Genomic DNA, 19,761 nt, shown 5'->3' on the forward strand with positions numbered 1-19,761 from the left:
CAGGCCCCGGCTTGATCCGGGGGCGACGCGACAGGCTCATACGCTGATACCAATAGGGAGGGCGCGGGATGATCCCCGGAGAATACCAACTGAAGGACGGTGACATCGCCCTGTGCGAGGGTCGCGACAGGGTCACGCTGGAGGTGGCCAATCGCGGAGATCGACCGATTCAGGTCGGATCCCACTATCACTTCGCCGAGACCAACCCGGCACTGGCGTTCGATCGCGACAGGGCGCGGGGCTTTCGTCTGGACGTGGCCGCGGGCAGCGCGGTGCGCTTCGAGCCGGGGCAGAGCCGTGAGGTCACCCTGGTGAGCTTCGCCGGACGTCGTCATATCTACGGCTTTCGCGGTGAAGTCATGGGCGCGCTGGACGATGCGGCCGCACACAGCGGCGACAGCGGTCAGGAGGACGCCCGATGAAGATCAGTCGTCAGGCTTATGCCGACATCTATGGCCCCACCGTCGGCGACCGGGTGCGCCTGGGAGACACCGAGCTGTGGATCGAGGTAGAGAAGGACGCCACCCACTACGGCGACGAGGTCAAGTTCGGTGGTGGCAAGGTCATTCGTGACGGTATGGGGCAGAGCCAGCGTCTCGACCAGACGGTGATGGACACCGTCATCACCAATGCCCTGATCCTTGACTGGTGGGGCATCGTCAAGGCCGACGTGGGCCTCCAGGCGGGTCGCATCGCCGCCATCGGCAAGGCCGGCAATCCAGACACCCAGCCGGACGTCACCATCGTGATCGGACCCGGCACCGAGGTCATCGCCGGCGAGGGCAAGATCCTCACCGCCGGCGCCATCGACGCCCACGTGCACTTCATCTGTCCGCAGCTGGTGGACGAGGCCCTGGCCAGCGGCATCACCACCATGCTGGGGGGCGGTACCGGGCCTGCCACCGGATCGAACGCCACCACCTGCACGCCGGGGGCCTGGCACATCCACCAGATGCTCAAGGCCTGCGACAGCCTGCCGATGAACATCGGTCTGCTCGGCAAGGGCAACGCGAGCCTGCCCGAAGCGCTGGAGGCCCAGATCGAAGCGGGCGCCATGGGGCTCAAGCTGCACGAGGACTGGGGTACCACCCCGGCCTCCATCGATACCTGCCTGAGCGTGGCCGAGCGCTACGACGTTCAGATCGCGATCCACACCGACACCCTCAACGAGTCCGGTTTCGTCGAGGACACCCTGGCGGCGTTCAAGCAGCGCGGCATCCATACCTACCATACCGAAGGCGCCGGGGGCGGCCACGCACCGGACATCATCACCGCCTGCTCGAAGGACTATGTGCTGCCGTCGTCGACCAACCCGACCCGGCCCTACACGGTGAACACCGTCGACGAGCACCTGGACATGCTGATGGTGTGTCATCACCTCGACCCCAATATTCCCGAGGACGTGGCTTTCGCCGATTCGCGCATTCGCCGCGAGACCATCGCCGCCGAGGACATCCTGCATGACCTCGGCGTCATCTCGATGATCGCCTCGGATTCCCAGGCTATGGGACGCGTCGGCGAGGTGGTGTGCAGGACCTGGCAGACCGCTCACAAGATGAAGGTGCAGCGTGGTTTACTGCCGGAAGATCAAGAACGTGGCGCCGACAACCTGCGTGCCCGCCGCTATGTGGCCAAGTACACCATCAACCCCGCCATCACCCACGGCCTGGCCGATGAGATCGGTTCTGTCGAGGTGGGCAAGCTGGCCGATCTGGTGCTGTGGGATCCGGCCTTCTTCGGCGTCAAGCCGGCGCTGGTGCTCAAGGGGGGAATGATCGCCATGGCCCCCATGGGCGACCCCAATGCCTCTATCCCGACTCCCCAGCCGGTGCACTACCGTCCGATGTTCGGGGCGCTGGGCCAGGCCGCCGCAGCGACCCGGGTGAGCTTCGTGTCTCAGGCCGCGCTGGATGCGGGGCTCAAGGATCGGCTGGGGCTTCAAAGCAGCCTGGTGGCTTGCCGGGATGTGCGTGCGGTGCGCAAGGGCGACATGAAGCTCAATGACCGTTGCCCGGATCTCAAGGTCGACGCCCAGACCTACGAGGTCACCTGCGATGGCGAGCTTCTGACCTGTGAACCGCTGGACGTGCTGCCGTTGGCCCAGCGCTATCACCTTTTTTGAGTCAGCGATGATGACGGTTTTCGACAGTGCCGCTGACAGTACCAAGGAGTCATCCATGAGTTCGCTATTGTCGCTGACCCGCCGGCTCGGGCCGTTGCCCGTCGGCGATGGGCAAGACGGCGTCCAGGACACCCTGACCCTGAGCTACGACGATCGCATCAAGGGGCGCCTGCGGGTGACCCTGGACAGCGGGCGTGCGGCGGGTCTGTTTCTCGAACGCGGTCCGGTGCTGCGCCACGGCGACGGTCTTCAGGCCGAGGACGGCAGCCGCGTCCGGGTCATCGCTGCGCCGGAACCGGTGGTGACCGCCTGGGTAGCGCCGGGGCCGGACGCCGGCCTTGCGTTGGCTCGGTTGTGCTACCACCTGGGCAACCGCCACGTGACCCTCGGTATCGGCGAGGGCGAGTACCAGGGTGACGCCTGCTGCTACGTGCGCTTTGCGCCGGACCATGTGCTGGAAGAGCTGGCCGAGCGGCTTGGTGCGCGGCTCGAGCACCACCAGGCACCCTTCGATCCCGAGCCGGGCGCCTACACCATGGGTGGGCATTCGCATGGTCATTCGCACAGCGATTCTCATGACCATGACCATGGGCACGGACACGGGCATTCGCACGGGCATGGCCATTCACACGGCTCTTCACATGGCTCTTCACATGGCTCTTCACATGGCTCCTCACATGGCTCCTCACATAGCCACGCTCAGGGGATCACCTGATGGCCGGGATCGAGTCTGCGTCACAGGCGCACGATGATCTGGCCCTGCTGGGGCTGCTGCAGCTGGTCAGCCCGGCGTTGCCGATCGGCGCCTTCGCCTGGTCCCAGGGGCTCGAGAGCGCCTTCGAACTGGGCTGGGTTCACGATGAAAAGAGTCTTGGCGACTGGCTCGAGGGCGTGCTGGAGGATGGCCTGGCGGTGGCGGAACTGCCTGCCCTGGCGCGACTCGTCGAGGCCTGGCAGCAGGGCGACGAGGATAGGGTGGCGCATTGGGACTGCTGGCTGGGGGCGGTACGCGAGACCCGAGAGCTGCGCGAGGAGGATCGCCAGCTGGGCGCGTCGCTGGTGCGCCTGATGCGCAGCCTGGGGCTGGCGCCCGAAGTCGGCTTGCCTGACGAGCCTGGCTATGTGACCGCCTTCAGCGCCCTGGCGGTAGCCCGCGGGTTGCCGCCGCGACAGGCCATGCTGGGCTTTGCCTGGGCCTGGCTCGAGAACCAGCTGGCGGCAGCCTGCAAGGCGCTGCCGCTCGGGCATACCGCGGCCCAGCGACTGGTCGAGCGGCTGCGTCCGGCGCTGGTCGAGGCGGTGGGGCGTGCCCTGATCATCGACGATGACGACATGGGGCCGGCGCTGCCGGGGCTCGCCCTGGCCAGCGGCCTGCACGAAACCCAGTACTCGCGGCTGTTTCGCAGCTGAGCGAGTGACAACGATGCCATCGATACCGGGGTATCGACGGCGCCATTCTCCGGTCTTCGACACGTCGGGGAATGGCCTTACATGACAGGCAGGAGAACACCATGACCACTTCAACCACTCCCTCCCAGTGCCTGCGCGTCGGCGTGGGCGGCCCGGTGGGCTCGGGCAAGACGGCGCTGCTCAAGCAGCTGTGTCGGGCCCTGCGTGATCACTACGATATCGCCGTGGTGACCAACGACATCTACACCAAGGAAGACGCCGACTTCCTGACCCGCAACGAGGCGCTGTCGCCGGATCGCATCCTCGGCGTCGAAACCGGCGGCTGTCCGCACACCGCGATCCGCGAGGACGCCTCGATGAACCTGGCGGCCATCGACGAGCTGCACCGCCGCCATCCTGGGCTCGAACTGGTGCTGGTGGAGTCCGGCGGCGACAACCTGTCGGCCACCTTCAGTCCTGAGCTGTCGGACCTGACGCTCTACGTCATCGACGTCTCCGCGGGTGACAAGATCCCGCGCAAGGGCGGGCCGGGCATCACCAAGTCGGATCTGTTGATCATCAACAAGATCGACATTGCCGAGCAGGTGCATGCTTCGCTGGAGGTGATGGACCGTGACTCGCGCAAGATGCGTGGCGAACGTCCTTTCGTCTTCACCAATCTGTATGACGGCGTCGGTCTCGACACCATCATCGGTTTCATTCTCGAGCGGGGCATGTTGCCCGACCGGCGAGCCGAGGCAGTGGAAGCCTGAATCGCCCGTTACCACGCAGCCGAAGCGTTGCGTTCTCAGTCAACAAGGAGTCTGTCATGACACAGCGTTCTCGTGTTTCTTCCCGTTCCCTGGCGATCGCCGGCGCCATGGCCGCTGGCCTTGTCGCACCGCTGGCGCTGGCGCACCCCGGCCACGGCGTCGAGCATGGCGGCCTTGCCGCCGGCCTGATGCACCCCTGGTTGGGGCTCGATCACCTGCTGGCGATGGCGGCTATTGGCCTGTGGAGTCTGGGGCAGGGGGCTGCCATGCGACGCTTTACCCCGCTGATGGCACTGGCTGGCATGCTGGCCGGGGCTGGTCTGGCGCTGTCCGGCGCGCTTCCCGCCGGCGCCTTGCCTGGTGTGGAAGGGGGAATTGCCCTGTCGGTGCTGATCGCCGGGGTCATGGTGGCGGCGCTGATGCGTCTGCCGGCAGCGCTTGGCGGAGGCCTGGTGATCGCCCTGATGACGATGCATGGCATCGCCCACGGCGCCGAGATGCCTGCAGCCGCCTCACTCGTCGCCTACGTGGTGGGCTTTTCGGCCTCGACGCTTGCCATCACCATGCTGGCGCGGGTGCTGGGTGGCTGGCTGGCCAGCCGCGAACAGCGCCTGGTGCGTGCCCTCGGTGCCGCCATCGCGGTCTGCGGTGGGGTGCTGGCGCTGAGCTGAGCGATCTCCCACTGACCGTCGATGGTCTCTCGCGCCCGGCCCTGTGCCGGGCGCGAGCGTTTGAGGCTGCTGCATCGCCCCGCCTGCGACGGCGGAGACGGGTACGTGTGTGGGTGAAACGTTTTGGGCTATGCTCGTGCGCCACGGATGAATTCGCCAAGAGGACGCTATGGCCAGGCTGGGACGCACGATCAAATGGAGCGGGGCAGTACTGCTGGTCGCCTGGGCGGGGATGGGGCTGTGGCAGAGTATCAAGCCACTACCGGAAAACGTCGGCAAGGCCTGGCCCGAGCGGCCAGTGGGCGAGGTCGAATTTCTCGCCGATCGAACCTGGTATGACGAGGGTGGCCGCCGTCATCTTGATCAGCACATCTTTGACGAAGCGGTGGCGATGATCGAGGGTGCCCGCCGGCTGATCGTCGTCGACATGTTCCTGTTCAATCGCCTCGAGGGCAGTGGCGGGGGCGACTTTCTGCCCCTGGCCGAACGCCTTGCCGATGCGCTGATCGCCGCCCGCCAGCGCCAACCGGCGCCGCGAGTGGTAGTGATCACCGACCCCCTAAATACTCTCTATGGAGGCCAGCGGGTGCCGCTCTATCAGAGCCTGGAGGCGGCGGGGGTCGAGCTTGCCATCACCCGTCTCGATCGCCTGCGCGCCTCCAACCCGCTGTGGTCAGGCCTTTGGCATCTGGGACTGGATCGGCTTGGCAACGACCCGGACGGGGGCTGGCTGCCCAATGCCTTCGGTGGCGAGCCGGTGACCCTGAGAAGCTACCTGGCGCTGCTCAATTTTCGCGCCAATCATCGCAAGACGCTGACGGTGGATCACGCCGAAGGGTGGTCGACACTGATCACCTCGGCCAATCCTCACGACGGCAGTAGCCTGCACTCCAACGTGGCGCTGAGGATCGATGGCCCCGTCGCCCATGACGTCATCGCCTCGGAGGTCGAGGTGGCGTCCTGGTCCGGCGTCGAGGTATCGCAGCCGCCAGCACCTGAGGCCGAGCCATCGGATGGCGCGATGGCGCAACTGCTGACCGAAGCCGCCATCCGTGACGCCGTGCTCGCCCGGATTGATGACACCGTCGCCGGCGATCGGCTGGATGTCGCTGCTTTCTATGTCGCCCACCGCGGGGTGGTCGAGGCGCTGAAGGAGGCCAGCGGGCGAGGAGTGGCGGTTCGGGTGCTGCTCGACCCCAACCGTGAGGCCTTCGGTTTCGAAAAGGGAGGCCTGCCCAATCAGCCGGTGGCCGAAGAGCTGTTGGACGCGGGCGTTCAGGTGCGCTGGTGTGTCACCGACGGTGAGCAGTGCCACAGCAAGGTGGTGCTGGTGAGAAGGGGCCCGGCGAAGGACGAGCTGGCGGACGCCGTGATTCTGGGCTCGGCCAACCTGACCCGACGCAATCTCGACGACTTCAATCTTGAAAGCAGCGTCTTGCTAAAAGGGCGAGGAGTCGTCGCCATCGACGATATCGGCGCCTGGTTCGACCAGCGCTGGGACTCGAGCGACGGACGTCGAACCAGCCGAGCCTGGGCGCCGCGGGACGAGGCTAGCTGGTTCGATGGCTGGCGCTATCGATTGATGGAGGCCAGCGGCCTGTCCACCTTCTGACCTCGCTGGTGGGCTGCGCAGGACGGTGGAGATACCGACGCGAGAGCACGATGTGCCTCGACCGGCCAGCTTGACAGTCCGCCGCCCCGCGACCATGTTTCACACGCTGGCCGACGCTCGATTTGACACAATTTCGAGCTCGGCGTGGCGACATCGCAACGCCCGTGTCGGGCACAAGGAGAGTCTTCGATGGAAAAGTTCTGGTTGGTGGTAAAGGTCGTGATTCTGGCGCTGATCGCCATCCTGGTGGTGCAGAACATCGAGATGGTGCAGGTGAAACTGCTCGGCTGGACCATTGCCATGCCGATGGCCCTGCTGGTGGTGGTGATCTACCTGCTGGGCATGATCAGCGGTCGCGGCCTGATGGGGCTGATTCGTCGCCTGCAGGGCAAGGAGCCGCAGCGCCGCTGAGGGCATCGACCCGCGAGCGCTTTCGAGGGTCCTGGTGCCAGGGCAGGCCGAGGCGGCAGTTGTGCTCAAGCTCTGCGATGACCTGGGCGCCCAGCAGCAGGATCACGGCGCCGATCTCGAGGCTCAGCAGCACCACGATCAGGGTCGCCAGGGGGCCGTAGACCGCGCTTACCAGTGACAGGTTGGCGAAGTAGTAGACCAGGGCGATCCTGACCCCTTCCCACATCAGGGCGGCGGCAAAGCCCCCGGCCAAGGCGCGCCTCAGGGAAATGCGTACCACCGGCAGGACCTTGTAGATGGCGCTGAACAGCAGGAAGACGCCGACGAAGCTGGTCAGGTTGAGGGCCGGCTCCGACAGCGAGGCCATGGGCAGCTCACGGCCGTATAGCGCCATCCACAGTCCATTGAGGGTATTGGCCAGGCTGACTGCCATGGCCAGCGCCAGCAGCGCCGCACTCAGTACCAGCATGAAGGCGTAGGGCAACAGGAAGGACACCCAGAGGCTGCGGGTGTCCTTGACGTCGGGCTTTCTGAAGATCAGCGCCAGGGCGTCTTCCAGCATGCGAAAGGCGAAGGAGCTGAAGATCAGCAGCACCGGGATGCCGTAGATGCCGATTGCGTCGCGGGAGTCCAGCAGTGCGCGCACCGACTCCAGCATCACCTCGGCGTGGGTCGGGGCGATGTGGCGTGCCTGCATGGCGATCACATTGAGCAGCTGCTGCTCGTCCACGACCTGAGCCATCGCCACCACCATCAGTGCGAACAGCGGAATGGTGGACAGCAGAATATTGAAGCCGACCCCGCCCGCCAGCAGCATTCCTCGATTATGCAGAAAGTGGGTCAGCACCCGCCACATGAAGAAGGCGAGCCGTGGCAGCAGAGTAAAGACGGCGTGTTGGTACCAGCGCGGTGCTGTCATGGGCCCGAATCGTCCTTGAGGGATAGGGCATGATACGCTGGGAGCCAGTGTCAGCGTCAAACCCTTGCCCAACCAGATGGTCAAAGTGCGGGGGTACGCCGGGAGGAACGAGTGGCATCTGCAGATCAGGAATCCCGCACCGAATCCGACGCCAGGCTGATCTACGATGGACAGTGTCCATTGTGTCGGAGCTTCGTGTCGCGCTACGGACTGTCCAAGGGACGGCTGGATCTCGTCGATGCGCGCCATCACCCCGAAGAGGTCCGGCGTCTGGAGCGTCTGGGCTGTCGCCTGGACGAGGGTATGGTGCTGGAGCTCGGCGACGAGCGCTACCATGGTGATCAGGCGGTACGTATGGCGGCAGTGGCCGGGCGAGGTCGAGGTCCGTTGTCGCGTGGGATGCTGTGGTGGCTGTCGTCGAGACGGCGAGCACGCCTCAGCTATCCGCTGCTCAAGGCCGTTCGTCGTGTCATGCTCAAGGGGCTCGGCGTCGGTCCGATCAGGCCTTGAAGTGTGTCGCTCCCACCGGATGGGGCCGCAGACGGCCTGGCGTTGATCATCAGCACTGGGCATCGGCACTGAGCATCAGCGCCGGGCATCAGGGCCGGGCATCGGCGCCGACCAGCGATACTGGTCACCAACGCCGTTCATCTACCGTTATTTATCAAGCCACCAGGAGGGAGGCAAGATGCAACTAAGTCGACGTCTGTCGGTCCCTCATAGCGAGATCGCCATGAGTGCGATTCGTGCCCAGGGAGCCGGCGGCCAGAACGTCAACAAGGTCGCCTCGGCGATTCATCTGCGCTTCGATATTCAGGCATCGTCGTTGCCTGACGACGTCAAGGAGCGCCTTTTGGCGCTCAATGATCATCGCATCACCCAGGACGGAGTGGTGATCATCAAGGCCCAGTCGGAACGCACCCAGGAGGCCAACCGCGCAGCGGCACTGGCGAGGCTGAAATCGCTGTTGCAGCAGGGACTGGTGATTCCCAAGGCGCGTCGCGCCACCCGGCCCAGCAAGGCGGCCAAGCGGCGTCGCCTCGAAGGCAAGAAGCAGCGGGGCAAGCTCAAGTCGCTACGCGGCAAGCCGGAGACGTAGCGCATCGAACAGGCGCTGCATCCTGAACGCTTGTGAGGGCGGCTTTCCGCAGACTCCTGCGCTTCGCTAATGGGGCTCGACGCTCTGCGGAAAACATGCTCGGATAGGGTACACGGCAATTTTCTAATGCTCGCTAGCGCGTATTTTTGATGGAGCACACCCCTGACGCGCCCGCAGTCAGGCAGTATGCTGTGATCACTTTGGTCCTCGAACCTCAGGACCCGTCCCACCCCAAGGGAGACCCCCGAATGGAAGAGATCAATCCCGACAAGGACAACAACACCGAGAAGGATGGCAACACCTCCGAGGCGACCCAGTCTTCAGCCTCCGGCAAGGATGCCAAGGAGCTGTTCAAGGACAACCGCGTCAAGGGCCTGGCGGCGGTGGCCGGCGTCAGCCTGATCTGGGCCATCGGTGCCCAGCTCAGCGCCAGTTCCAACGGCGAGGCACGCACTGCCCTGACCAAGGAACTCGATGCCAGCGAGTCACGCGTCGAGACCCTGCGCGAGCAGGTGTCCGGGCTGGAAGAGAGCCAGGCTACCCTGGAAGCCCAGCGTGCCGAGCTCGAGAGCCAGGTATCCCAGTGGGAAGAGGCCGAGACCTCGCTTGAGGAAATGCGTGCCCAGCTCGAAACCCTGAAGGCCGAGGAGGCCGAAGCGCGTACCGCCCAGGCGGCAGCCGAAGAGCAGGCCGCCCAGGTACAGGCCGATCTCAAGGAACTCGAATCCACCCAGGCATCCTTGCAGTCCGACCTGGTGGCGGCGCGCAATCGTCTGGAAGAGGCGCAGAACGAACAGCAGCAGCTGGTGGAGCGTCGTGATTCGCTCAAGTCCGAGGCTGAGTCCTTGACCGGAGAGGTCGATGACGCCGAGAAGCGCCTGAGTGATCTGGAAAGCTCCATCGAAGAGAAGCAGAGCGCCGTCGGTTCACTCGAGGAAGAAGTGGCGAGCCTCGAGAGCCAGCAGCAGGAGGCGCAGAAGCAGGCCGAGCAGGCCCAGGCCCGCCTCGAGCAGACGCTGGCCAGCACCGCCGAGCAACGCGAGCAGGCCGAGGCGCGTGTTCGCCAGGCCGAGTCCCGTGCCGAGGAAGCGGTCGCCCGCCGCGATGAGCTGCAGGCCAGGATCGATGAACTCGAGGCCCGTGCCGACGAGCGTCGCCAGCGTCTGGCTCGTCTCAACAATCAACTCGACACCTGGCGCATCGAGCTCGAGAACCTCGATCGTGCCACCGCCGAGCTCTCCGATGGCGCATCCTCCGGTCAAGGCAGCGACAGCGAGGGTAGTGCCGATAAGCAGGCCTCGTCCCAGGGCGAAAGCAGCAGCGGCTCCGTCGAGGTCATCAGCTCCGGGGGTGGCGACCAGAGCAATGGCGACCAGAGTGGTGGCGGCGAAAACAGCGGCGACCAGAGCAGTGATGGCATGAGCCAGGCCGATATCGCCGTTCAGTCGGCGAAGCGGTCGGCGGCAGAGGAACAGTCGTCGCAGGAGCAGGACTCTTCTCAGTCCTCGGGCAACAGCGCGGCCTCGGCCAGCGAGCAGGGCTCCAACGAGAGCGCCGCCGAGGACGAGGACGTGGCCTCGTCCGAGTCCATGGAGAAGACCCCGGGTGGCAGCGAGGGTGATCAGGCTTCTGCCGACGCCTCCCAGAGCGGGGAAGGTTCCTCCGCCGACGCTTCCCAGGCGGATGCGGCCAGCGAAGAGGGCTCCACCGATACGGCCGCCGAGGGCGAGGAGTCGTCTACCCAGTGGACCGATGAAGTAGCCTCCGGTGCCGCCGACGCCGTCGAGACGGTCAAGGACGTGGCCCGTCAGGCTGCCGAGAAGGTGCGCGAGGCGGCAGCCTCGGTCACCGACGACGCCAGCACCGAAAGCACCAACTGAGCGTCAGCGAGACGGTTGCCGGCGGTGACGTCGGCAAGGTTGCGGGAAGCAACAGCGGCGGGCCTTCGGGCCCGCCGCTGCGTTTGGCGGTCCCGCTTCGCTTAACCTCGCGCCGCCTGGGCCCTATACTGGCCCGGCGGATTAACCGCGCCCATCTGGAAACAGGAGCGAGACGTGATCGAAGGGGTCAAGCATATCGTTGCCGTGGCATCGGGCAAGGGTGGTGTCGGCAAGTCGACGGTGACCGTGAATCTGGCGCTGGCCATGGCCGCCGAAGGCTATCGCGTCGGCGTTCTCGACGCCGATATCTACGGGCCCAGCCAGGCGCAGATGCTGGGAGTCGGCGAAGGCGTGCGCCCCCAGGCGAGCGGCGAGAACCAGTTCCTGCCGCTGGAGGCCCACGGCATCCAGGCCATGTCCATGGCGTTCATGGTCGACGTTCGCGAGCCCATGGTGTGGCGTGGCCCGATGGTGGCGGGGGCCTTCCAGCAGATGCTCAACCAGACACGCTGGAGCGACCTGGACTATCTGTTCGTGGACATGCCGCCGGGCACCGGTGACATCCAGCTCACCCTGGCCCAGAAGGTACCGGTGGACGGCGCGGTGATCGTCACCACGCCCCAGGACATCGCCTTGCTGGACGCGCGCAAGGGCATCGAGATGTTCCGCAAGGTCAAGGTCCCGGTGCTGGGCGTGGTCGAGAACATGAGTCTGCATACCTGTTCGAAGTGCGGCCACAGTGAGCCGGTCTTCGGCGAGGGGGGAGGAGAGCGCATCGCTGCGGAGTACGATACCCGGGTGCTGGGGCGCCTGCCGCTGTCGATGGGCATTCGTGAGCAGGTGGACGGTGGACGTCCCAGCGTGGTCGCCGAGCCCGACTGCGAAGTGGCGACGACCTTCCGCACCATGGCGCGTCAGGTGGCCGAGCAGATCGACGGTGACGGTGGCGACCAGGGGCCGAGCATCAGCTTCAGCGAGTAAGGGCCGGCGGAGGATGACGCTTGGCGGCGTCGCCGGCTGATCCTCATCAAGCGCCTGTCAGGCGCCTATCACCTTTGCATCGTGACGTGGCAGCGAGGGGCCGCTATCATGTGGCCCCACCGAACGCGTCCACTCTTCGAGCACCCAGCAGGAAGTCCCATGAGCATCAAGTCCGACAAATGGATCCGCCGCATGGCCGAGAACGAGGGCATGATCGAGCCCTTCGAGGCCGATCAGGTTCGCTACGTCAACGACCGGCGGGTCATCTCCTATGGGACCTCGAGCTACGGCTATGACGTACGCTGCGCCGACGAGTTCAAGGTGTTCACCAACATTCACTCGGCGGTGGTCGATCCCAAGGCCTTCGACGAGAAGAGTTTTGTCGACATCAAGGGCGATGTCTGCGTGATTCCGCCCAACTCCTTCGCGCTGGCGCGGACCGTCGAGTACTTTCGCATCCCGCGCAGCGTGCTGACCATTTGCCTGGGCAAGTCCACCTATGCGCGTTGCGGCATCATCGTCAACGTGACGCCGCTGGAGCCGGAGTGGGAAGGTCACGTGACCCTCGAGTTTTCCAACACCACCAATCTGCCGGCCAAGATCTACGCCAACGAGGGCGTGGCACAGATGCTGTTTCTGGAATCTGACGAGATCTGTGACACTTCCTACGCCGATCGTGGCGGCAAGTACATGGGCCAGCGTGGAGTGACTCTGCCGCGCACCTGAGTGCGAAGAGGCGAGGGCTTACCGCTCACGCGACTCCTGCATGCAAGGCCCACAGACAACTAGGCCCGCCGATCGCTCGGCGGGCCTTGTTGTTTCAGGCGACAGCGCGGCCAGATTTCACCGGGACTCGTCGTCCTCGTCGAGTTCCGCGGCGGCGTCCTCGTGGGACAGTCGCATGCCGCCCGGCGGCAGCGGCTGGCCGTCGATGGTCGCGATGTCGCCCTGCAGGCGCAGACGCCCCTCGAGGAACCAGCGTACCGCGATCGGGAAGATCAGGTGCTCACGACTCAGCACTCGCTCCTTGAGGGTCTCTTCGGTGTCATCCTTGTTGACCTTGACCACGGCCTGGATCGCCACCGGCCCGCCATCGAGTTCCTCGGTGACGAAGTGTACGCTGCAGCCGTGCTCGTCGATGCCGTCGGCCAGTGCCCTGGCGTGGGTGTGCAGGCCCTGATAGGCCGGCAACAGCGACGGATGGATGTTGATCATCCGTCCCATGAAGCGCTGGACGAAACGTGGCGTCAGGATGCGCATGAAGCCGGCCAGCACCACCAGGTCAGGCTCGTGGCGCTCGATCACCTTGATCAGGGCGCCGTCGAAGGCATCGCGGCTGTCGTACTCGCGGTGGGGCAGGGCCACCGCGTTGATGCCGGCATCACGCGCCCGCTTCAGACCATAGGCGTCAGCGACATTGGACACCACGGCCACGATCTCGCCACCCAGTTCGTCGTGGCTCTGGGCGTCGATCAGGGCCTGCAGGTTGGTGCCACCCCCCGAGATCAGCACTACCACCCGTGGCTGGGTGGCCTCTTCCGGGGTGAAGCCGTTGAGCTCGCCATCGTTCACGCCCTCGCTCATGACGCCGGCATCTCCAGTTGCACCTGCTCCTCGTCGCCCTGGCGCGCGGCGATGTGGCCAATGCGATGGACGCCTTCGCCCTGGGCCTGCAGGTGAGCGCGGATCTGGTCGGCCTGATCTTCAGGTACCACCAGCACCATGCCGATGCCGCAGTTGAGCACGCGGTGCATCTCATGTTCGTCCACGTTGCCCTGCTGCTTGAGCCAGTCGAACACCGCAGGGCGCTGCCACAGGCTGGTATCGACGTGGGCGGTGAGGTCCTCGGGAAGTACCCGGGGCAGGTTCTCGAGCAGGCCACCACCGGTGATGTGGGACAGGGCGTGGACCTGATAGTCGTCGTGGCGCAGCAGTTCCAGCAGCGGCTTGACGTAGATGCGTGTCGGCGCCATCAGGGCGTCGCCCAGTGATTGGCCGTCGATGTCGGTGGACAGGTCGGCGTCAGCCACCTCGAGGATCTTGCGGATCAGCGAGTAGCCATTGGAGTGAGGGCCGGATGAGCTCAGGCCCAGCAGTACGTCACCGGCGGCGACCTTGGTGCCGTCGAGGATCTCGTCCTTCTCCACCACGCCGACACAGAAGCCGGCCAGATCGTAGTCGCTACCTTCGTACATGCCGGGCATCTCGGCGGTTTCGCCACCGACCAGAGCACAGCCGGCACGTTCGCAGCCTTCGCCGATGCCGCTGACCACGTCGGCGGCGATATCGACGTCCAGCTTGCCGGTGGCATAGTAGTCGAGGAACAGCAGCGGCTCGGCGCCGGCGACCACCAGGTCGTTGACACACATCGCAACCAGATCGATGCCGATGGTGTCATGGCGACCCAGGTCCATGGCCAGGCGCAGCTTGGTGCCGACCCCGTCGGTGCCGGAGACCAGCACCGGCTCACGGTAGCCGCTGGGCAGCTGGCACAGCGCGCCGAAGCCTCCCAGCCCGCCCATTACCTCGGGGCGGGTGGTGCGTTTGGCGACGCCCTTGATGCGATCGACCAGGGCGTTGCCGGCGTCGATATCGACACCGGCGTCCTTGTAGCTGAGCGAAGCCCTTTCGGGGGAGGAGGAGGAGTCGGTCATGACAGATCCTGTGGAGTCGGTCGACCCGCGGGCGTGGTGCGCACCAGCGGACGAACGTGAGACAATGGGCACGTTGGGGGCGGAGATTGTAGCACTGTGCTTCGGCCATCGCAGCCATGGCACACTATCGGTCGGGCATCACAGGGAATGGTGGTTTCTTTCGGGGAAAAGCGAATGAGCAAGCAGTGGTGGATTGTCGCCGCGGTGGCGGCTGTTGTGCTGTGGTTCTTCGTCAGCATCGAACCGGTGTTGGCGCCCTTCTTCGTCAGCATGGTGCTGGCGTACCTGGGTGACCCTATCGCCGATCGCCTGGAGGAGCGCGGGCTGTCGCGTCAATGGGCGGTCTGCGTCGTGTTTGTGCTGTTGACGCTGCTGGTAGGGCTGACGCTGCTGCTGCTGGTGCCGCTGCTGGGACAGCAGATCGGGCAGCTGGTGGAAGCGCTGCCGGCGGTACTGAGCTGGATTCAGAGCACGGTGTTGCCGGAGCTGCAGTCGTTGACCGGTCTCGATCTCAGCACCGACTTCGATGCACTGCGCAAGGCAGTACTGGAAAACTGGAAAGAAACCGGTACCGTCGCCGCCAGCGTACTGGCCCAGGTGTCGCGGTCGGGTATGGCGCTGGTCGGCTGGCTGGCCAATCTGGCGTTGATTCCGGTGGTGACCTTCTACCTGCTGCTGGACTGGGACGTGCTGGTGGGCAAGGTCAGGCGGCTGCTGCCGCGTCAGTGGGAGCCGACGGCCGTTCGGCTGGCCAAGGAGTGCGACGAGGTGCTGGCGGCCTTCCTGCGTGGCCAGTTGATCGTGATGCTGTGCCTCGGCGTCATCTATGCCATCGGACTGACGCTGCTGGGTGTTCGCTTTGGCCTGCTGATCGGGCTGCTCTCAGGGCTTGCCAGCATCGTGCCCTATCTGGGCGTGATCGTGGGGATCTCGGTGGCCGGTGTGGTGGCCTTCTTCCAGTTCGGCGACTGGCTGGTACTGCTGGGCGTGGGGCTGGTGTTCGGCTTCGGGCAACTGGTGGAAAGCACCCTGCTGCAGCCGAAGCTGCTGGGGGACAAGATTGGCCTGCATCCTGTCGCGGTCATCTTTGCGGTGCTGGCCGGCGGCCAGCTATTCGGTTTCACCGGTGTGCTGCTGGCGCTGCCGGTGGCGGCCATGGTGATGGTCATCTTGCGCTACCTGCATGATACGTATAAGAATTCGTCGCTCTATGACGCGGAGCATGAATCCGACAAGGAGCCCTCCGCCGCCAACGAGGAGTCCTCATGAGTCGAGCCCCCGCGCAGTTGCCTCTGGGCGTCGGACTGCGCGACGACGCGACCTTCGACAACTACCATCCGGGTGCCAACGCCACCCTGGTGGAGTGCCTGAGTCATCAGTTCGATGACAACGGCGAGCCCTTTCTGTACCTATGGGGGGGCGACGGCGTCGGTCGTAGCCACCTGTTGCAGGCGGCCTGCCACCAGGCCTCCGCGCGGGACCTGCGTACCCTCTATCTGCCGCTGGAGGAGCTGGGCCACTTCCCGCCGTTGATGCTCGAGGATGTGGAGCGTCTCGACCTGGTGGCCATCGATGATCTGGATCGAGTGGTGGGGCGCAAGCGCTGGGAGGAGGCGCTGTTCCATGCCTTCAACCGGCTGCGAGACAGCGGCAAGCGATTGTTGATCGCCGCGGATCGCCCGCCCCGGCAGCTCGATATCAAGTTGGCGGATCTGGCGTCGCGGCTGACCTGGGGCATGACTTTCCACCTCAGGCAGCTGTCCGACGAGGACCGCATGCAAGCGTTGAAGCTGCGTGCCCACCTGCGTGGCATGGAGTTGCCCGACGAGGTGGCACGCTACATCCTGCATCGTGGTGCACGCGAGCTCAGTGAGCTGTTTCGCTCGCTCGAGGTGCTGGACAACGCCTCGCTGTCGGCACAGCGCAAGTTGACCATCCCCTTCGTCAAGAAGGCACTGGACTGGTAGCGGTCTGGGCATCTCCAGGAAAGCTCTCCAGGAAAGCAAGACGGCGACCCATTTTGGGTCGCCGTCCTGTTGTCAGGGCCAGGTCGAATCGGTACGCGGTATCAGCGGCTGAGCTGAATCTCGCTGTGGCCACCATTTCTTAGCGTGACTTCCTTGATCACGATCTGGCGGCTGCCACTGGCCGGATCGACCACCGTGCCCGAAACGTAGAAGTCGCCGGGGGGCAGGTCGCGTAGCTGAAAGTAGCCGTTGGTGTCGGTGCGGGTGGTGTGGGTGTATTCGCGGGCCCGTGGGTCGGCGCGTTCCACCGCCCGGCCGGCCAGCGCCTGGGCCGCCGCCTCGGCGGAGTACTTGGTGATCGGTGCGACCGATACCGTCTCGCCACCGCCGATGACCGGGCCTGCGGGGGTGTTCAGGGTGAGTCTGCCGGACAGCACGGCGCTGCCGCTCTTCGGCAGCTGGGCGTAGACGTCGGCGGGGAAGGGGATCTCCCTGGGGACCCTGGCTTGATCGGCGGTGGGCTGGTCGTCTCTCGGGCCCGGCTGTTCGATCGGGGTGTCGGGTTCGCCGATATCGATGACCTCCGGGGCGCGGGACGTGCCGGTGGTGCTGACGCTCTGACAGCCGGTGATCAGCAAGGCGAGGATGGCGATTACCGCCAGGCGGAATCGGCGTGACAACAGCGGGTAGGGTGCCTTCATGGCGCGGTCTCCTTGCAACGAATGTCGTTGGGCCCTGTGTGCTGTCAGCTTATGGAATCGGCGTCGGAATTGCCACGCGTGGCGTGTGCGTGGCCGGATAGGCGTCTGCCGCCTTGCGAGCGTTGTTGCCTGATGGCCTGGCCTCGACGCTGCCTGCAGACGCAAAACGGCCCCCGATCGAAATCGGGGGCCGCTTGGTGAACGACCTGAGTCGTTCAGGCGTCTGCCGTAGCCAGATTACTTGGCGTTGGCGGTAGCCTTGGTGGCGGTGTCGGTGGCCTGCTTGACGTTCTCTTCGGCCAGCTTCTGGCTCTTGGAGACGAAGTCCTGCTGCAGGGCCACGACCTTCTCGGCGTCGCCCTTCAGGCGCTCGGTCAGGTCCTTGGCGACCTTCTGCTGGCCTTCCATGTAGGAGCGCAGACCTTCGACGTCCTTGACGGAAGTGAAGGCGCGAGCCTGGGCCAGACCGGTCTCGGTGTAGGCCTTGGCGGCTTCCAGCTGGGCGCTGGTCAGCTTCTCGGCGAAGTCGACGGTCAGGCTGGCGTAAGCGCGGGCCGGGCCGAAGAACAGGTTTTCGACTTGCTCGTTGTTGAACAGTGCTTTGGTATCGATAGTGCGCATCATGTGAACCTCCTGGGGTTTCGAACTACTTGTCGGCGATGACCGTGGGACCATTCCCAGTGGTCGATGCCGTTGCGTCGTCTGTTGCAGTGCACAATAGCAGAGGGTTTTGTGCATCGCAACATGGATTGGGTCGAGAATCGGGGGAAAAGGGGTTTGGATCCAAAGAATGCTTGAAACAGCGAAAAAACGACGAAAAGTCCGTTATCTAGCCTTCTTCGCCCTTTGATGGGATACCGGCGTGCAAGTTCACCGTGCCCCTGGATCGCCTTCAGCCTAGTGTGGAGACATGACAGCGATGTGATCCCTGCAAGCCTTGCAAGCAGGAAGTCTCGCCACCATGGTATTCAAGAGAAAACGAAGGACCGTACCCTTAACCCTTTGCCTTTGACGATCAGGAGTGATCCATGACGCAGACCCGTATCGAACGCGACAGCATGGGGGAGCTCGAGGTTCCCGCCAATGCGCTCTATGGCGCCCAGACGCAGCGTGCGGTCAACAACTTCCCGGTGTCGGGCCAGCCGATGCCGTCAGCCTTTATCCACGCCATTGCTCGCATCAAGCGAGCGGCGGCGGTGGTCAACGGCGACCTGGGATTGCTGGACGACGATCGTCGTCGTGCCATCGTCGAGGCGGCAGACGCGATCATCGCGGGTCAGCACGATGATCAGTTTCCCATCGATGTGTTTCAGACCGGGTCCGGCACCTCGAGCAACATGAACGTCAACGAGGTGATCGCCCACCTGGCGAGCTCCGATGACTTGAGCGTCGGGCCCAACGACCACGTCAACATGGGACAGTCGAGCAACGACGTCATTCCCACCGCCCTGCACCTGTCGGCGGCGCTGGAAGTTACCGGTACGCTACGCCCGGCGCTCGAGCACCTCAGAGGTGTCATCGACGCCAGGGCAGAAGAGCTGGACGAGGTGGTCAAGACCGGACGCACTCACCTGATGGATGCCATGCCACTGCGTCTTGGTCAGGAACTCGGTGGCTGGTCGAGCCAGGTGGGGCAGGCCATCGAGCGTCTCGACAGCGCCATGGTGCGGCTGTGTCGGCTGGCCCAGGGGGGGACTGCGGTCGGCACCGGTATCAATGCCCATCCGGAGTTTGCCGAGCGCATGGCCGCCGAGCTCTCCGCCCGCACCGGGCTCGCTCTGACGCCCAATGACAGCTTCTTTGCCAGCCTTGGCTCCCAGGACGCAGCGGTGGAGCTGTCGGGTCAGCTCAAGGGTCTGGCGTGTGTGGTGATGAAGATCGCCAATGATCTGCGCTGGATGAACTCCGGCCCGCTGGCGGGGCTTGGCGAGATCGAGCTTGAAGCCTTGCAGCCGGGCAGTTCGATCATGCCGGGCAAGGTCAATCCTGTGATACCCGAATCCGCCGCCCAGGCCGCCGCTCAGGTGATCGGTCTGGACACCGCCGTGACCGTCGCCGGACAGAGCGGCAACTTCCAGCTCAACGTGATGCTGCCACTGGTGGCAAGCAACCTGCTGACGTCGATCACCCTAATGAGCCAGACATCGCGGCTGCTGGCGGACAAGGCGATCGCCACCTTCAAGGTGCGCGAGGACAACCTGAGTGAGCCACTGGCGCGCAATCCCATCCTGGTGACGGCATTGAACTCGGTGATCGGCTATAACGCCGCGGCGGCCATCGCCAAGAAGGCCTACCAGGCCGGCCGGCCGATCATCGACGTGGCCGAGGAGGAGACCGACCTCGGACGCGATGAGCTCGAACGCCTGCTGGATCCCGCCTCCCTGACCCGTGGCGGTATTCCCGAATAGAGGTGACGAGGGCGCGGCCGACATGGCGCCTCTTGGAATAGCGCCTCTTGGAATAGTGCCTCTTGGAATAGTGCCCTTGGAATAGCGCCCTTTGAAGAAGAAGAGCCTTGCCACGACGGCAAGGCTCTTCTTTTCTATTGCTACCCGTCTTTTCTATTGTTGCCAGTCCATCGC

General features: G+C 64.8%; 21 protein-coding genes. 16 read left to right on the forward strand and 5 right to left on the reverse strand.

What is annotated here, in order from left to right; all coding sequences use genetic code 11:
• The first annotated feature begins 68 nt into the window (after nucleotides 1-68).
• The 8 genes from C6W88_RS15220 (at nucleotide 69) to C6W88_RS15255 (ending at nucleotide 6,978) form a co-directional block, all read left to right on the forward strand.
• Nucleotides 69-422 (forward strand): urease subunit beta, encoded by a 354-nt coding sequence (locus C6W88_RS15220; protein ID WP_108133078.1) that lies wholly within the window; start codon nucleotides 69-71, stop codon nucleotides 420-422.
• Nucleotides 419-2,122, forward strand: coding sequence for an urease subunit alpha (gene ureC / locus C6W88_RS15225; RefSeq protein ID WP_108133079.1), 1,704 nt, complete (start codon nucleotides 419-421; stop codon nucleotides 2,120-2,122). The genes C6W88_RS15220 and ureC overlap by 4 nt, the downstream gene beginning before the upstream one ends.
• Before the next feature lie 55 nt (nucleotides 2,123-2,177).
• Entirely contained in the window at nucleotides 2,178-2,837 is a 660-nt protein-coding gene (gene ureE, locus C6W88_RS15230; RefSeq protein ID WP_108133080.1) for an urease accessory protein UreE, read from the forward strand.
• Nucleotides 2,837-3,532, forward strand: a complete 696-nt coding sequence (locus tag C6W88_RS15235; protein WP_108133081.1) for an urease accessory protein UreF — start codon at nucleotides 2,837-2,839, stop codon at nucleotides 3,530-3,532. The genes ureE and C6W88_RS15235 overlap by 1 nt, the downstream gene beginning before the upstream one ends.
• Nucleotides 3,533-3,633: 101 nt before the next feature.
• Nucleotides 3,634-4,284: an urease accessory protein UreG gene (gene ureG, locus C6W88_RS15240; RefSeq protein WP_045992492.1), complete on the forward strand. Its 651-nt coding sequence runs from the start codon at nucleotides 3,634-3,636 to the stop codon at nucleotides 4,282-4,284.
• 56 nt (nucleotides 4,285-4,340) lie between these two features.
• The gene (locus C6W88_RS15245; RefSeq protein WP_108133082.1) at nucleotides 4,341-4,955 is read left to right on the forward strand and encodes a HupE/UreJ family protein; all 615 of its coding nucleotides are present in this window, start codon (nucleotides 4,341-4,343) and stop codon (nucleotides 4,953-4,955) included.
• A 169-nt stretch (nucleotides 4,956-5,124) separates the two neighbouring features.
• On the forward strand, nucleotides 5,125-6,567 hold the full coding sequence (locus C6W88_RS15250) for a phospholipase D-like domain-containing protein (protein WP_108133083.1): 1,443 nt from the start codon (nucleotides 5,125-5,127) through the stop codon (nucleotides 6,565-6,567).
• Nucleotides 6,568-6,756: 189 nt separating this feature from the next.
• Nucleotides 6,757-6,978 (forward strand): LapA family protein, encoded by a 222-nt coding sequence (locus C6W88_RS15255; RefSeq protein WP_045992490.1) that lies wholly within the window; start codon nucleotides 6,757-6,759, stop codon nucleotides 6,976-6,978.
• On the opposite strand, the gene C6W88_RS15260 is transcribed toward C6W88_RS15255, so the two are convergent.
• Complete coding sequence (locus tag C6W88_RS15260) at nucleotides 6,914-7,897, reverse strand: YihY/virulence factor BrkB family protein (protein WP_108133084.1); 984 nt, start codon at nucleotides 7,895-7,897, stop codon at nucleotides 6,914-6,916. The genes C6W88_RS15255 and C6W88_RS15260 overlap by 65 nt on opposite strands.
• A gap of 111 nt (nucleotides 7,898-8,008) precedes the next feature.
• Between C6W88_RS15260 and C6W88_RS15265 the strand changes: the two genes are divergently transcribed.
• The 5 genes from C6W88_RS15265 to dcd all read left to right on the forward strand — a co-directional run bounded on the left by C6W88_RS15265 (nucleotide 8,009) and on the right by dcd (nucleotide 12,583).
• Nucleotides 8,009-8,407, forward strand: coding sequence for a DCC1-like thiol-disulfide oxidoreductase family protein (locus C6W88_RS15265; RefSeq protein WP_045992489.1), 399 nt, complete (start codon nucleotides 8,009-8,011; stop codon nucleotides 8,405-8,407).
• Nucleotides 8,408-8,585: 178 nt separating this feature from the next.
• Entirely contained in the window at nucleotides 8,586-8,996 is a 411-nt protein-coding gene (gene arfB, locus C6W88_RS15270; RefSeq protein WP_045992488.1) for an alternative ribosome rescue aminoacyl-tRNA hydrolase ArfB, read from the forward strand.
• A gap of 248 nt (nucleotides 8,997-9,244) precedes the next feature.
• Nucleotides 9,245-10,876, forward strand: a complete 1,632-nt coding sequence (locus C6W88_RS15275; RefSeq protein WP_108133085.1) for a coiled-coil domain-containing protein — start codon at nucleotides 9,245-9,247, stop codon at nucleotides 10,874-10,876.
• Nucleotides 10,877-11,053: 177 nt separating this feature from the next.
• Nucleotides 11,054-11,857 (forward strand): iron-sulfur cluster carrier protein ApbC, encoded by an 804-nt coding sequence (gene apbC, locus C6W88_RS15280; RefSeq protein ID WP_181248632.1) that lies wholly within the window; start codon nucleotides 11,054-11,056, stop codon nucleotides 11,855-11,857.
• Nucleotides 11,858-12,016: 159 nt separating this feature from the next.
• Nucleotides 12,017-12,583, forward strand: coding sequence for a dCTP deaminase (dcd, locus tag C6W88_RS15285; RefSeq protein WP_045992486.1), 567 nt, complete (start codon nucleotides 12,017-12,019; stop codon nucleotides 12,581-12,583).
• A gap of 117 nt (nucleotides 12,584-12,700) precedes the next feature.
• Here dcd and purN read toward each other — a convergent pair whose 3' ends face one another.
• Both purN and purM read right to left on the reverse strand, forming a co-directional pair.
• Entirely contained in the window at nucleotides 12,701-13,441 is a 741-nt protein-coding gene (purN, locus tag C6W88_RS15290) for a phosphoribosylglycinamide formyltransferase (RefSeq protein WP_108133087.1), read from the reverse strand.
• A complete protein-coding gene (gene purM, locus C6W88_RS15295; RefSeq protein WP_108133088.1) occupies nucleotides 13,438-14,511 on the reverse strand; it encodes a phosphoribosylformylglycinamidine cyclo-ligase in 1,074 nt (357 codons plus the stop codon). Before purM ends, purN begins: the two co-directional genes overlap by 4 nt.
• Nucleotides 14,512-14,685: 174 nt before the next feature.
• On the opposite strand from purM, the gene C6W88_RS15300 reads away from it, so the two are divergent.
• Nucleotides 14,686-15,780, forward strand: a complete 1,095-nt coding sequence (locus tag C6W88_RS15300; protein ID WP_045992483.1) for an AI-2E family transporter — start codon at nucleotides 14,686-14,688, stop codon at nucleotides 15,778-15,780.
• Entirely contained in the window at nucleotides 15,777-16,478 is a 702-nt protein-coding gene (hda, locus tag C6W88_RS15305; RefSeq protein WP_045992482.1) for a DnaA regulatory inactivator Hda, read from the forward strand. Before C6W88_RS15300 ends, hda begins: the two co-directional genes overlap by 4 nt.
• Before the next feature lie 101 nt (nucleotides 16,479-16,579).
• Here hda and C6W88_RS15310 read toward each other — a convergent pair whose 3' ends face one another.
• Both C6W88_RS15310 and C6W88_RS15315 read right to left on the reverse strand, forming a co-directional pair.
• Nucleotides 16,580-17,179, reverse strand: coding sequence for a carboxypeptidase-like regulatory domain-containing protein (locus C6W88_RS15310; protein WP_108133089.1), 600 nt, complete (start codon nucleotides 17,177-17,179; stop codon nucleotides 16,580-16,582).
• Between the two features lie 237 nt (nucleotides 17,180-17,416).
• Nucleotides 17,417-17,800: a phasin family protein gene (locus tag C6W88_RS15315; RefSeq protein ID WP_045992506.1), complete on the reverse strand. Its 384-nt coding sequence runs from the start codon at nucleotides 17,798-17,800 to the stop codon at nucleotides 17,417-17,419.
• Between the two features lie 407 nt (nucleotides 17,801-18,207).
• On the opposite strand from C6W88_RS15315, the gene C6W88_RS15320 reads away from it, so the two are divergent.
• Nucleotides 18,208-19,587 carry a class II fumarate hydratase gene (locus tag C6W88_RS15320; protein WP_045992480.1) on the forward strand — a complete coding sequence of 460 codons (1,380 nt, stop codon included), beginning with the start codon at nucleotides 18,208-18,210 and terminating at the stop codon, nucleotides 19,585-19,587.
• The last annotated feature ends 174 nt before the right edge of the window (nucleotides 19,588-19,761 follow it).

The organism is Halomonas litopenaei, assembly GCF_003045775.1.
Taxonomy (GTDB): Bacteria; Pseudomonadota; Gammaproteobacteria; order Pseudomonadales; family Halomonadaceae; genus Halomonas; species Halomonas litopenaei.